The organism is Paenibacillus sp. SAFN-117 (assembly GCF_051966115.1).
GTDB classification, from domain to species: Bacteria; Bacillota; Bacilli; order Paenibacillales; family NBRC-103111; genus Paenibacillus_L; species Paenibacillus_L residui.
The window spans coordinates 1-12,871 of sequence record NZ_JBQCLK010000059.1; the positions used below are offsets into that span (position 1 = coordinate 1).

14 protein-coding genes are annotated in these 12,871 nt (G+C 46.1%); 2 read left to right on the plus strand and 12 right to left on the minus strand.

Annotation, left to right across the window (positions count from 1 at the left end):
- Positions 1-247: 247 nt before the first annotated feature.
- A complete protein-coding gene (locus tag ACTHRH_RS24925) occupies positions 248-466 on the minus strand; it encodes a hypothetical protein (RefSeq protein ID WP_144936644.1) in 219 nt (72 codons plus the stop codon).
- A 299-nt stretch (positions 467-765) separates the two neighbouring features.
- Positions 766-1,377, minus strand: a complete 612-nt coding sequence (locus ACTHRH_RS24930; RefSeq protein ID WP_144936641.1) for a stage II sporulation protein M — start codon at positions 1,375-1,377, stop codon at positions 766-768.
- Positions 1,378-1,691: 314 nt separating this feature from the next.
- On the opposite strand from ACTHRH_RS24930, the gene pdaB reads away from it, so the two are divergent.
- Positions 1,692-2,462 (plus strand): polysaccharide deacetylase family sporulation protein PdaB, encoded by a 771-nt coding sequence (pdaB, locus tag ACTHRH_RS24935; protein ID WP_150960548.1) that lies wholly within the window; start codon positions 1,692-1,694, stop codon positions 2,460-2,462.
- Between the two features lie 70 nt (positions 2,463-2,532).
- Here the strand turns inward: pdaB and ACTHRH_RS24940 are convergent, their stop codons facing one another.
- Positions 2,533-3,159 carry a KinB-signaling pathway activation protein gene (locus ACTHRH_RS24940; RefSeq protein ID WP_440418139.1) on the minus strand — a complete coding sequence of 209 codons (627 nt, stop codon included), beginning with the start codon at positions 3,157-3,159 and terminating at the stop codon, positions 2,533-2,535.
- Positions 3,160-3,390: 231 nt separating this feature from the next.
- On the opposite strand from ACTHRH_RS24940, the gene gerD reads away from it, so the two are divergent.
- A complete protein-coding gene (gene gerD / locus ACTHRH_RS24945) occupies positions 3,391-4,086 on the plus strand; it encodes a spore germination lipoprotein GerD (RefSeq protein WP_379291859.1) in 696 nt (231 codons plus the stop codon).
- A gap of 99 nt (positions 4,087-4,185) precedes the next feature.
- On the opposite strand, the gene ACTHRH_RS24950 is transcribed toward gerD, so the two are convergent.
- The 9 genes from ACTHRH_RS24950 to ACTHRH_RS24990 all read right to left on the minus strand — a co-directional run bounded on the left by ACTHRH_RS24950 (position 4,186) and on the right by ACTHRH_RS24990 (position 12,692).
- Positions 4,186-5,292, minus strand: coding sequence for an Mrp/NBP35 family ATP-binding protein (locus ACTHRH_RS24950; RefSeq protein WP_144936630.1), 1,107 nt, complete (start codon positions 5,290-5,292; stop codon positions 4,186-4,188).
- Between the two features lie 54 nt (positions 5,293-5,346).
- Complete coding sequence (cwlD, locus tag ACTHRH_RS24955) at positions 5,347-6,105, minus strand: N-acetylmuramoyl-L-alanine amidase CwlD (protein ID WP_440418142.1); 759 nt, start codon at positions 6,103-6,105, stop codon at positions 5,347-5,349.
- An 83-nt stretch (positions 6,106-6,188) separates the two neighbouring features.
- The gene (sat, locus tag ACTHRH_RS24960; protein WP_379291854.1) at positions 6,189-7,364 is read right to left on the minus strand and encodes a sulfate adenylyltransferase; all 1,176 of its coding nucleotides are present in this window, start codon (positions 7,362-7,364) and stop codon (positions 6,189-6,191) included.
- A gap of 19 nt (positions 7,365-7,383) precedes the next feature.
- On the minus strand, positions 7,384-8,103 hold the full coding sequence (locus ACTHRH_RS24965) for a phosphoadenylyl-sulfate reductase (protein ID WP_440418144.1): 720 nt from the start codon (positions 8,101-8,103) through the stop codon (positions 7,384-7,386).
- Between the two features lie 293 nt (positions 8,104-8,396).
- Positions 8,397-9,410 (minus strand): SPFH domain-containing protein, encoded by a 1,014-nt coding sequence (locus ACTHRH_RS24970; RefSeq protein ID WP_440418146.1) that lies wholly within the window; start codon positions 9,408-9,410, stop codon positions 8,397-8,399.
- A gap of 35 nt (positions 9,411-9,445) precedes the next feature.
- Positions 9,446-10,246 carry a TPM domain-containing protein gene (locus ACTHRH_RS24975; RefSeq protein WP_144936615.1) on the minus strand — a complete coding sequence of 267 codons (801 nt, stop codon included), beginning with the start codon at positions 10,244-10,246 and terminating at the stop codon, positions 9,446-9,448.
- A complete protein-coding gene (locus ACTHRH_RS24980; RefSeq protein ID WP_144936612.1) occupies positions 10,240-11,268 on the minus strand; it encodes a TFIIB-type zinc ribbon-containing protein in 1,029 nt (342 codons plus the stop codon). Before ACTHRH_RS24980 ends, ACTHRH_RS24975 begins: the two co-directional genes overlap by 7 nt.
- A 123-nt stretch (positions 11,269-11,391) precedes the next feature.
- Positions 11,392-12,072 carry a PspA/IM30 family protein gene (locus ACTHRH_RS24985; protein WP_144936609.1) on the minus strand — a complete coding sequence of 227 codons (681 nt, stop codon included), beginning with the start codon at positions 12,070-12,072 and terminating at the stop codon, positions 11,392-11,394.
- 185 nt (positions 12,073-12,257) lie between these two features.
- Positions 12,258-12,692 (minus strand): SgcJ/EcaC family oxidoreductase, encoded by a 435-nt coding sequence (locus ACTHRH_RS24990; protein WP_144936605.1) that lies wholly within the window; start codon positions 12,690-12,692, stop codon positions 12,258-12,260.
- Positions 12,693-12,871 lie beyond the last annotated feature (179 nt).

Sequence of the window (12,871 nt, forward strand, 5' to 3'; positions counted from 1 at the left end):
TTGTTCAGTTTTCAAAGGGCAATGCTGCTTTTTTCTGTGCCGCCGTTCTTTAACAGCGACTCTTTTAATATATCATAGAACACGCTGTTAATGCAAGCTTTTTTCTCAAAAAAATTTTGCCATTCTTGCCGAGGCTTGCCTATCGGGACAAGCCATTCGAAGCGGCGAAGAATAATTTATCACATACATTAGGAGTAGTCAATAGCTCTTTTTGTTTTAAATTAATTTAAAATATTCAGCAAATTCCCTACTGATAGATCCGGTTTCTGGCGTACCTGGAGATTTCTTTAGGCGAAGCCAGCCGGGCATACATGCGAAACACAACGTTATACCTGGATTCAATGGCGCTCTTCAGCTCGGCATTCATTTCCTCATCCTTTAAATCGAATAACATTTCATCCAGTTCCTTACGCAGCACATAGTCTAATTCCCTGCATTCTCTTTCGTTAAACAGAAACCCGAGCATATTCAAACCCCTTTCACCCTTTATGTTAAAAAGCCATTCCACAGGAAAGACCTAATAACGGATTTCGCACCGCTTTAATGTTATGCACACAATTTGCTAGTTTTATGAATTCATTTGGAGATTTTTTTGTTGAGCATTATTGTGGCAAGATCACGGCGGGGGATTTCATATTTGCTCATTTCGGGTTATCCGGATAGGACAGATATAGACAAGAACGTTGTATAACAAACAGGGCAGCAACGTTTTCTCGAATCCCAAAAAGTGAAGCCTCTCCTTAAGAAGTTATGCCAGATAATCCGTCACCTGGTCACGAGCCATAAGGTGATTGTGCTTTCCACAATAGCGGCCACAAGCAGCATCCCTGCGACAACGCCGATCAGCGGAATGGTTCGCTTCAAGAATACATACAATTTATTGCGCATTATAGCTCTTCTACGCAGACTCGGGAAAGTCAGGACCCCTTCTGCCATCAGGAATCCGAAACGAATTCCATATGCGCCCGCCAGGAGAATGGCTGGAATCTCAATGATGCCATGCGGTGCTATTGACTTGAAAAATAGCCACCAATCTTGGCCATTTGTATTGCCTAAAGCTAAATACCCCATTAGCATGCCGTTTGAAACTAAAAAATAAAGAGGGACCAAGGCAAAGAACGCTCCCAAATAAATGATTGCGATAGATAAAAATGTATTGTTCATTAGAATAAATAAAAAGAGCAGCCACTGCATGTTATCTTGCTGCATCAATCCACCGACTGTTCCCTGCAACCGATCCAATTGGCCATTAATGATCGTGCCGAAGGAATCCGGGGAACTGTATCCCATCCATATTCCGACGGCAAAGACAAGTGTGGAAGCAATAAAATAATGCTTCATTTCTTTAAAATGCTTGAACAATGCTGAAAAGCTCATAAATCAATCCCCTTTTTCAAATTCGTTTCACAGCCGCTCCCGTATTTTCTGCCCTCTATCACTAGGATAAGTTTGCTTTTTAGAGAAACTTGCCTAAGATTCCCACTCTGATCGTTGTTCCTTCGTTTAGCCCAGAATTTCCGATTTCCCCTCTTAACTTGATAGGCCTATTATCCGACGTCTGTCTAAAATGAATCTCTCTTTTTTCAAGAAGTTTAGACATAAGTTCATATGGTACTAGCATACATTTGGATTAGACAAGTATTCCAAGCCTTCCCTAAGGTGACGACAAGGCTTAAAAGGAGGTTTCCTCGGTGAATTATTTTTATGTGTTAAACGGGAAAAAAATTAAGCAATACTTGACCATCTTCGTCGCAGTCATCTTCGCCGCCGGTATTATTTATGCGGAAAAAGGTAACATATCTGTCTTCTCCCAGAATGAACCGGCCGCTATTTACAGTATTCCGACCGAGAAAAAATTAATTGCCTTAACCTTCGATATCAGTTGGGGGGACAAAAGAGCGGAACCCATCCTCAATGTATTGAAGGAGAAGCGAGTTACGAATGCGACCTTCTTCATCTCCTCGCCTTGGGCCAAAGGAAACCCGGAAATTGTGAAAAAAATTAAAGAAGCGGGATTTGAAATTGGCAGCCATGGCCATAAACACACCAATTACAGCGGGTTAAGCGATGAGGAGATTCGCAAGCAAATTCAAACCGCTCACCAAATCATCTCCGAAGCAATAGGTCAAGAGCCTAATTTAATCCGTATGCCGAACGGAGATTTTGACAAAAGGGTGCTTAAGATCGCCGATGAACTGAAATATAAAGTGATTCAGTGGGATACCGACTCCTTGGACTGGAAGAACATCGGAACGGATAATATTGTAAACCGTGTTCTTGACAAAGCCCATCCCGGGGATATAGTCCTTATGCATGCCAGCGATTCAGTTAAGCAAACGCACGAAGCTCTGCCTGTTATTATTGACCGGCTCAAGGCGGACGGCTATCAATTTGTGACGGTAACCCAGCTCATGGAGCAGGCACAGGTCTCTAAACAGCCTGTAGAAGATAAAACGACCTGACCAACTCCAATTCAGGTCAGGCCTTGTCAAGGCGGCGCATCATATTTCCCGATGGATGAATCCTTTGCAATCAGGAGGCTTTTGCGGAAGCCTCTTTTTTGTCGCCCACCAGTTTGTGAAGCTGCATGATTTGCCATGTATTCGATATCAGCAGCGGGGTCAGCATAAAGATGTGCGAAGGCGTATTATTGAGCTTCAGAGCCGGAAGTGCCTCCAATATCGTTACACTAAACATAAAGAACAACGTAGGGATAAATGCGCTCTTGTTCGTTTCCTTCATTTTCCACCAGGATACCAGCGAGGAAAGCACGATCAATACCGTAGGTAAAATAAAATACGGAAATACCGACTCACCTTCAGCAGCGAAGCTGGTATAAGTCAAATAAATCATATCGAAGTATACAATGGCTACCAGAAGAATTTGCAGCACATCCCAGAGAAATTTGCTTCTAAGGAACCCCATCGCAATGTATCGGGTAATCAAATATGCAAAGAAACCCATTTGACTAACGACACTGATGGTAGCCCCCGCCAACACTATGAAAATAATAGTTTCCCAATTAAAGCCGGCTTGCCAAACTTCCAAAAAATGGAAGTCCTCAGTCATTCCGACAAGGGCAAGCCCAACAACTAAAGAAGCCGCCGTCCCCAATAATAATGTAGTCCAAAATAGATGGAACCATTTTCTCAAAGTCAAGCCATGTTCGCCTCCAGCAGGTCTTTCCTCAGATCCCCTAATTTTTTATTGGTTACCCCAGTATAGAACTTTGTAAGCCTTCATCCGAAACCATTCAAAATCCTATATGGCGATAAAAACATTCAACCATAATTGTACCAACGTTTACAACAAAAAGCTAATGCCCATCAACATAATTCGCCGGATTTCACACATAATAATTTTACAATCCAGGAAGGGAGCCATTTTGCCATGATACATCGACATTTCCGCATCCTCCCTGCTTTATTTTGTATCGTTCTTCTCCTTACTTCCTGCGGAACGCAAAATGAACAGTCGGGTCAGAACCAACAAAGTTATAAGGACATAAAGTCCATGATGCTTGACATTCTCAATTCGGAAGAAGGACAGAAAGCGGTCCAGCAAGCGGCGTCCAAAAATCAGGATCCAACCATGAAGCTGTTGTCAACCGGTGAAGGACAGCAGATTCAGATGGCCGTTAAAGACGTGCTAACCGATCCTAATAACGCCCACCTGATCGAGAAGACGATGACCGATCCTAAATTTGCCGCAGATTTTGCCAAATCGATTCAAAAATATAATAAGCAGCTGACCAAGGACTTGATGAAGGATCCCGAATATCAGCAGCAGATGCTGGAATTGATGCAGAACTCGCAGTTCGAAAAGCTGATCATGGACACCATGAAAAGCACCCAATATCGGCAGCAAACGATGAAAATTATAGAGGAATCGATGCAAAGTCCTTTGTTCCGCGATCAATTGATGCAATTGTTCAGTAAAGCCATTGAGGAAGAAATGAAACCGAAGGAAGGCGGGAAAGGCAAGCAGGGGCAGAAGGGGAATAAAGAAGAAAAGAGCCAAGAAGATCAGGGCGGCGGAGATCAAGGTGGAGGAGATCAGGGCGGAGATCAACAATCCGGTTCATAATTCAATTAACGAATCAATACCCCGAATTTACAAATTCCTATGTATATAATTGACCAGGGCTAATGCATTGCGCATTAGCCCTGATCAGCCAAGTCACGTTTATCCTAACTTTCCAATAATGGCTTCGGCCATTTCGGCATACAGCTTCCCGGTTTCGCTGTCCGCTTTATATACCGATGGGGAGAAATCAGGCTCGGAAATGTGATTGTCCGGTGCTCCAAGCGGAATCTGGGCAAGCAACTCTGTATGCAGCTCCTCCGCCAGCTTCGCCCCGCCACCTCTTCCGAAAATATAGTCCTTCTCTCCGTCCTTATTTACATAATACGCCATGTTCTCGACAACACCGAGAATTTCGTGATCGGTATGAAGCGCCATTGCTCCGGCCCGCGCCGCTACGAATGCGGCCGTCGCATGAGGAGTCGTCACGATCAGCTCCTTGCTGTGCGGAATCATCTGATGAACATCTAGCGCTACATCTCCGGTACCCGGCGGCAGGTCCAGAATCATGTAATCCAGCTCTCCCCAATCCACTTCGGAGAAGAAATTTCTTAGCATTTTGCCAAGCATCGGACCTCTCCAAATTATCGGGGCATTATCCTCGACAAAAAAGCCCATGGAGATAACTTTGACACCGAACCGCTCTACCGGAATAATCCTTTTGTCAACGAGCTGCGGCCTTTCCTCGATACCCATCATATCGGGTACACTGAAACCGTAAATATCCGCATCGATAATTCCGACCCGTTTGCCTTGACGTGCCAGAGCAACAGCCAGATTGACCGTCACGGTCGACTTGCCTACCCCGCCCTTACCGCTGGCCACCGCGATAAACTGTACATTGGAATCGGGTCCGAGAAGCGGCGCTTGTCCCGCCTTCGGCGCATGAGTGGGAATTTCCTGCTTGGCTGAGCTCCTGCTGCTGTCCCCAGATTGGGCCTTGGCCTCGAGCTCCTCGCGCTCATACTGGTTAATTAGACGGAACCGGATATGCACATTGCTGATGCCGAGCCCCTCCATCGCTTCCTCTACATCTTGACGGTACTGCTTCTTCAGCGTTTCGTCTTCCGATGTAAGGACGAAGGTAAGGGCAACTCTATCCTCTTTGACCATGACATCTTTAATAAAATTTAACTCGGTAACCGGACGATGATATTCCGGATCGTGTACATGCTTTAACGCTTCGATGACTTGCTCCCTGGATACCATAGTTCACCTCTATATCCGTCATTATCGTATCTAAAGTTATTATATCAATAATAATCAGGTGTCACCAACTTTTTCCCCCGAATAGTATCTCAGAATGCCCTGATAAATCGAAGCGGCCAATTGTTTCTGGTAATCCTCGTTCCCTAACAGCCTGGCTTCCTCCGGATTGGATAGGAAACCCGCTTCCACCAGAACACTCGGAACGCTCGTCGCTTTTAACAAATATATGGTCTCGACGGTCTGGGCCACTCGGTCCGTATTTTGCAAATTCGCTCTGATTTCATTCTGGATATGGGTGGCCAACCATTTGCCGTCAGCATGTCCCTGGGGATAATAGAAGGTTTGAGCTCCTCTCCACCTAGCGGAGGGGATGCTGTTCAGATGAATGCTGACCAATAAATCCGCCTTCTGCTTCGTAATGATTTCAGCTCGCTTCAGTAAATCCTCGGTCTTACGCTTGCTAAGCCCTTTCGTTTCCGGTCTGGCCAGATCACGGTCTGTCTCTCTCGTCATAATGACAATCGCTCCGGCTTGCTGAAGATAATCACGCAAATATAAGGAAATGGCCAGATTAATGTCCTTCTCCACCAGCCCGTTCTTGCTCGTGGCCCCCCCGTCCGGCCCCCCGTGTCCGGCGTCCACCGCTATAACCTTACCCGACAGCGGCATGGTCCAATAAGACCAGGTCTTGGTGGAAGGCAGCTCGGTGGTAAACAGGAATACCATCATTAGAACTACCCATGCCGATAGTAATATTTTTAACCCGCCGTTTAAGGTAATCCAGAAGATGACTCTCTTCCTGAACTTTCGCATTATAAATCCACCCCTATATCCGCTGACTCTTGTTTAATCATATGGACGGGGGTGGACAATTATGACAGGCATTCCAGCACGACTTAGCGGCTGTTTATTTGCTCCGCCATCCCTTGAATTAGCACCTCCGCCACTTCCGGCCGGGTGAATTGCTTGGGTGGATGCTGTCCGTTCCTCAGCAGTTCCCTGACTTTAGTACCCGATAAATGAAGATGATCCTGCGGATCATGAGGACATGTTTTGGCGGAGGCCATATTTTCGCAGCGCGTACAATAAAAGCTGTGCTCGAAAAACAATGGGCTTATTCCCAGCTCCTCCGGTTGAAATAGTTTAAATATCAGTTGGGCATCGTAAGTGCCGTAATAATTTCCAACCCCTGCATGATCCCGCCCGACGATGAAATGCGTGCATCCGAAGTTTTTGCGAACGATGGCATGAAAGACCGCTTCCCGTGGGCCGGCGTAACGCATGGCGGCAGGGAAGACGCCGAGGAAGACACGAGACTTGGGATAATAATTCTCAAGCAGCACCTTATAGCTTCTCATCCGTACATCGGCGGACAGATCGTCGGCTTTCGTTTCTCCTACAAGCGGGTTAAGGAACAGCCCGTCCACGATTTCCATGGCGCTCTTTTGGATATATTCATGAGCACGATGAACCGGGTTACGCGTTTGGAAACCGACCACGGTCTTCCACCCTTTGTCTGCAAATATTCGGCGGGTCTCCTCCGGGTCAAAATAATACTCTCTGTATTCGTTAATCGGCTTGCGGTTAAGAACCCTCACAGGGCCGCCCACATAAGCTGCCGGCTGTTCATACAGCTTGGCGACTCCGGGATGCTCTTCGCTGTCGGTCAGGAAAACCTGTCTGGCCTCCTCTTTCTGATCGACCTTGTAAATATCCTTGACCTCCAGCACTGCATAGATGACCCCATCGTCCGCCCCGGTTAGCGCTATGTTTTCCCCTATAGATATCTGGGATAAGTATTTTTCTTCTACCGCAAGTGTAATGGGAAGGCTCCATACCACTCCATTGTTCAACCTCATCCGCTCAATAACCGATTGATAATCGTCTCTCGTCATAAAGCCTTCTAACGGAGAGAACGCCCCCACGGCGATCAAATCGAGATCCGACAAAGTGCGGGAATGGATAGGGACCTTAACCAACCCGGCAGCCTCCTGCAGCAGCCTTTCTCGTTCTTCTCCACTAACTCTTCGATCTACTAACGGTCCGCCATGAGCTTCATAAGCCAGTTTCATGTATGTTCCTCCCGTTTGGTCACTTCTGCAGTTCAACACCAACAGAATCGTTATGCAGCCCGCATTCCGTCTTCTGGAAGCCGGACCACCGTCCCGCTCTCGGGTCTTCTCCCGGCCGGACCGGACGAGTACATTTCTCACACCCTATACTTGGATAATTTGAATCATGCAGAGGATTGTAGATAATCCGGTTCGTGCGGATATAATTCCACACATCCTCAGATTTCCAATCAGCCAGCGGATTGAACTTAATCAGTCCGAATTTGACATCGTACTCAATTTTGCCCGCATTGGCCCTGGTCGGAGCCTGCTCTCTTCGGATTCCGGTAATCCAGGCCTCATATTTGCTCAGCACTTCGGCCAGTGGATTTACCTTGCGAATAAGGCAGCACTGGTTCGGATTAACCGACCACAGATTCTCTCCATACGCCTCGGCCTGCTCCTGCAGGCTAAGCTTGGGACTCACCCGTACGAATGCTTTGCCATACCGCTCTTCCAACCGGTCCCTGGTCTCATAGGTTTCACGGAAGTGAAGGTCCGTATCCAGATAGAATATATCTGTGCGGGGACTGACTTTATTCAGCAGATCCACTAACACAACATCCTCCGCCCCGAAGCTGCAAGCCAGGGTGATGTTAGGAAAACGTTCCACTGCCCATGCCAGGACGTATTCGGCTGAGCGATTTTCCAATTCCGGGCCAGCCTGCCGGATCAGCTCTTCCTTTTCAAATAAATTCATACCCTTGACACCTCTCCCTGCAATATTCCCATAAACCAACCGAAATGGGCACATAACACAGTTTATTGAAGATGGAGCTTATTGGTGCATATAAACTATAAGATAAGCAGCGCTTCCGCCAGCCAAGGATAACCGGCTATCGTCCTCCTTTGCACTTGCGCGTTTACCGTGAAATATAAAAACAGATATAGTGTGTTCCGTTCCTTAATGGGGGAACAATACGGAAAAAGCCTCCCCATAAGGCAGGGAAGGCTTCGAGGTTGTGTTGTATATGATCCTTAGGAATATAATCATTAGACCAGCTTGTGTCCGCAATTGGAGCAGAAGTTGCCGCCGCTCGTCTTTGTTCCGCAATTTGGGCAGAAGTTCGGCTTCTGTTTGCCGCCGTCAGTGTTGTCGGATTCATCATTATTTGCCTGTGCGGGAGGGGCGGACGGTGCCGGCTGATCGGTCGTGTTTTTGCCTTTATTCATGTTCTTCAGCATTTCATTGGCTATATTCATACCCATCATCATGCCGGCCATATCGGATGCCGCACCGCCGCCCTGAACCTTGCCGGAGGCAATCCCGTCGGTCATGGAAATCTGCTGGTATCTTTGGAGCTCTCCAACCATGCTGTGGGAAGCGGTCCTCGTGATCATCTCTTGAATTTCTTCCGGATAATTGAAGCTCATGACATTAAAGCCGGTGATGGTAATTCCATCGTTTATAATCTGCATATCCATATCTTCCCTGATCCCTTGGGCAATTTCGAAAGCATTGGCCTGCAGGTTAAACATGTCCTTGCCTTCCTTCGAGATCCACTTCATAAGAAGCTGATCGAGGATCGAGGTCATTCTAAGCTTGATGTCATCGACAAAGTAGCTTTCTTTAACCCCGGCAATTTTATCAATTAGAGCCACATAATCATTCACCTTAAAATTAAACGTTCCATTGGCGCGAATCGGCAGCCCTCCGGGAAGCTGCGGGGTCGGAATGTGAATCGCACTTTTCGTGCCCCATTTTACGGTAAATTCCTTCGTGTTGACGAACAGCACTTCTACTCTCATGCCGCTGTTAAAACCAAACTTGAAGCCTTTGAGCGTGGACAGAAAAGGGATAATTTCCGAAGCTATGTTATAATCGCCCTCGTCATGAAATATCCCCTCTATTTTACCGTTGTTAATAAATATGGCATCCTGGCCGGGACGGATAATAAGCCGGCTCCCTTTCTTGATCTCCCGATTGCTCCACTTCCAGAAAATCATATCGTCTCTAAACTCTTCCCATTCCACTACATTAGCAAATTGATTTCTAAAAAAGGACATCTCTTTTCTCATTCCCTTCCGTATGATTAGGATTCTTAAAAGCTTCCTCTGCTTCCGCTATGAGAATGACCCCCGCTGGTCGTTCCTCCCCCTCCGCCACCGCCTCCGCTGCTGCTGTTCGAGGACGGTTTCCTGCGTTTGGTGACCGTTGTCCGTATATAATCGTCGCGCTGCTCACGAACTCTGGAGTTTTGGAAATCCCGGTAAGTCCCTTCATTTACAGTGACTTTACCTCCCGAGTTGTACAGCATAACTCCGACTACAGCTCCCCCTACAGCCAAGGAGGCGGCTAGTTGAAACCATAGTGTAAAGAGAATATTTTCCGGGTTGACACCGGGCTTTATCCCCATGTATTTATAAGAGGTCTTTATAAACTTGCTGAAGGCAAGATAATAATCCCCGTTGGACAAATCCGGTGTTATTTTGTTACGGATTAAATCCAGCCTGGAATCATCCAGATATAACTTCGCTTTATAGAAGCCTGCCAAATACACTTCTCTATGCTGCATATCAACCGTCAGTATGGCTGTATTGCCATGAGGTTTATCATACCCCGGTGCCTTGTCGTCGTAAAAATCCTGCATATACTTAACGACGTCTTTGCCTTCCGTATCTTTGGTCGTTAATATGATAAATTCGGTCTCTCTCTTCGCTCCATACTTATCGGCCATCGCTTCAAGCTCTTCCACTTCCGTCTCGGTCAACAGATTGGCGAAATCATAAACTTTCGGTTTGGACTCCGCGGCAGCCTGCGAAATATTTACTGCAGATAGAAAAAAAGGAATGATTACCAAGCAAAGCATAATCGCTTTTAAAGCCGTTCTTCCATTCACCATATCTCGCCTCCCATCATTAAGGAGATGAGTTTTAGCGCTATGAAGGTACTGGCAGCAATGCCGCCGAACCATTGAGCGACCTTACCGTAACTGATCGGAGGCTTACCGACGACCTTGCCCGTCTGGCCGTTCATCGCAAAAGTGTGCACGGCTTTACCGTAATCATAATATACCATCCAGACAGGGAGAAGAACGTAATGGCTGCTTGTCTTCTTGGTATCGATTTGTCTGCTTCTATATCGGACTGTAGTATAGCCGGAGATGGTTGAGCTAATATAGGAATCAATGAATTTTTGGATTTTTGCTTTAACCCGGGGTAGGAGCTCCTCGTCATTGTAGTTGTATTTCTCGGCGATAAATCCTGCCAGATACGGTGTTTTAAAATCTTTCAAATGGCTGTAATCATACGGCTCTAATTTATCCATTAATTCATCATTCATTTTTTTGGAGGCATCCACGGGAACCTTAACATAATTCAGATCAATATCTCTATACACATCATAATGTTTCGTCTCTGTATATATATAATTACCGCTTGTATATTGCCTCACCCTCGTACAATCGGCACTTACCTTCGCTTTCGTGTTTAAATCATACAACCAGAAGGGAATGTACATTCCTGTAATCCCCTTAACCCTATCCGCTGTCATAAAACCTTTAGGAGTTAGCCTGCCGTTCTTACACCATCTGCGAAATGCAGCCATCGCTTGTTCCTTGCTAATGGTAAATGGAATAACCTTGGCTGGAGCCAATGCCCCCGATAACCGGTCCCCAAGCACAACACCCGCTCCGCAGAAGCTGCACGTCGTAGCCGCTGTTTCCGCCTCTGTAATCAATATGGCGCCGCAATTGTCGCAGTGATATTCGTGGGCGTCCTCGTCAGAAAACGTCGTTGTTATGAAATCTTCGGAAAATTCCTCTATTCTATCCTGTCTTCCGCAGCTATGACAGGTTAACCTTCCCGAATCGCTGTCGAATGCCATATCATCGCCGCAGTTGGGACATTTGTAATGGATAACCATCCCCTGTGTCACCTCGCTCAATGCCTTTCATTATGAAAGCTGTAGCTACAGCTACAGCTTATTCCTTCATTTTAACACTTTCAGTTGGAATGAAGAAACCCGATCCGGTGAAGCTTCGTGCGATTATTCTTTATTGTTTTTAAGTTCCTTTTTGAGGGCCTCCAACTCATCTTCCACATCGTTACTTTCCTCGTATTTCTCCGTTAACTCCTCGAATTCGTCTGCCGGATCCTTTCTTAATTCGGCCAACGCCTCAGCCTCGTCGTATGCCCTGTTCACCTTCTCCTCCATCCTTCCGAAAGCAGAAATGGATGAATTGGCACCGGCGACGGATGAACCCATTTCATTCATTCTCTTCAAGGCCTTGGCTGCGGCCATTTTGCCCTTGAGCATGGCTGCCTTTGATTCCAGCTCTCCGATATCGGATACGAGCTTGTCATGCATTTCTTTCATTCTAACCGCATTGGCGGACGCCAGATTGTAGGCTGCTTGCAGCTCCTCTTCTTTCGCAGCCAGAGAAGACTTTTTCTCCAGGAAGGTCCGGGCATCGCCCTCATTCCCGGCTTCCAAAGCTTTAACCGCGTACTTTTTCAGCTTGCTGATCTCCGATTTGCATTCATCCCACTGCCTCTTGCTTCTTTGTTCTTCCGCCATAATCGAAGCCGTTTCCGCCTTTACCTGGCCTAAATCGCTTCTGAGATTTCGTAAGTATTGATCCAGCATTTTCTCCGGGTCCTCCGCCTTATCTAAAAAAGCATGGATATTGCTGGACATAATGTCTTTAAATCTGGATAAGATCCCCATAGTCTTCTCCTCTTTAAAATTAGTCTTAGTATATATACTGTTTATCTTACCAAAAGGATTCATTTTATACGGAACACTTTGCCAAATGGAGAAATTTAGAAAATAAAAATACCCTTTCCGACAGAACTAGGAAAGGGCTGTATACATGTAAGCTGCACGCTCTGTTTCAGAGTCGCTTAAGCGAGTCATGATAGCATGGATCGTAATTCCTCTGTCATACGTTCGACCAACTCTGGTCTACCATGAAACTGAGCAGGGGTATTTTGAAAAAGTTCGATTTTCCATTTCCCTTCTTTCCTGCTAACAACAAGGGTCTGATGTGCATTGGCGTCCGGGTTGATATCAGTTTGTCCACGGGGAACCATGCCCGCTATCGCTCTTAACAATGCTGTCTCTGAACCTAAGAAGCGCACATCATTAACTTTACTAACGAATTTTGCGGTGGGGTGGTCTCTGAAGATGGGGTCAAGGTGCGAAAAAATGTTTTCCGGTCCAATTTCTTGACTTCCGTCAAAACCGATAAGCTCGCCGCTCTCCGAAAACAAGTCAGCCATTTCTCGTGCATCTTGATTGTTCCACGCATTCAACAACTGTCGGTAGATTGTCTCGATTTCGTTCATGCTGTATGCCTCCCTCACTAAAAATTCATATATTTTTCTTAATATAACCTAAATGCATTTTATGAATTTCTTCCGAATTGCTTTTATTTTAGCTCATTAAAGAACTGGACAGTGAAAAGTTCTTGTCGAAAAATTCATGGGAATAAAGGTTAAAGGTGCATACAGGAAAAGTAACCCAA

Bases quoted from the DNA above. Each gene is read 5' to 3' on its own strand.
- ACTHRH_RS24925 (WP_144936644.1), bottom strand. From the start codon at position 466: ATGCTCGGGTTTCTGTTTAACGAAAGAGAATGCAGGGAATTAGACTAT.
- ACTHRH_RS24930 (WP_144936641.1), bottom strand. From the start codon at position 1,377: ATGAGCTTTTCAGCATTGTTCAAGCATTTTAAAGAAATGAAGCATTAT.
- gerD (WP_379291859.1), top strand. From the start codon at position 3,391: ATGATACATCGACATTTCCGCATCCTCCCTGCTTTATTTTGTATCGTT.
- ACTHRH_RS24950 (WP_144936630.1), bottom strand. From the start codon at position 5,292: ATGGTATCCAGGGAGCAAGTCATCGAAGCGTTAAAGCATGTACACGAT.
- cwlD (WP_440418142.1), bottom strand. From the start codon at position 6,105: ATGCGAAAGTTCAGGAAGAGAGTCATCTTCTGGATTACCTTAAACGGC.
- sat (WP_379291854.1), bottom strand. From the start codon at position 7,364: ATGAAACTGGCTTATGAAGCTCATGGCGGACCGTTAGTAGATCGAAGA.
- ACTHRH_RS24965 (WP_440418144.1), bottom strand. From the start codon at position 8,103: ATGAATTTATTTGAAAAGGAAGAGCTGATCCGGCAGGCTGGCCCGGAA.
- ACTHRH_RS24970 (WP_440418146.1), bottom strand. From the start codon at position 9,410: ATGTCCTTTTTTAGAAATCAATTTGCTAATGTAGTGGAATGGGAAGAG.
- ACTHRH_RS24975 (WP_144936615.1), bottom strand. From the start codon at position 10,246: ATGGTGAATGGAAGAACGGCTTTAAAAGCGATTATGCTTTGCTTGGTA.
- ACTHRH_RS24980 (WP_144936612.1), bottom strand. From the start codon at position 11,268: ATGGTTATCCATTACAAATGTCCCAACTGCGGCGATGATATGGCATTC.
- ACTHRH_RS24985 (WP_144936609.1), bottom strand. From the start codon at position 12,072: ATGGGGATCTTATCCAGATTTAAAGACATTATGTCCAGCAATATCCAT.
- ACTHRH_RS24990 (WP_144936605.1), bottom strand. From the start codon at position 12,692: ATGAACGAAATCGAGACAATCTACCGACAGTTGTTGAATGCGTGGAAC.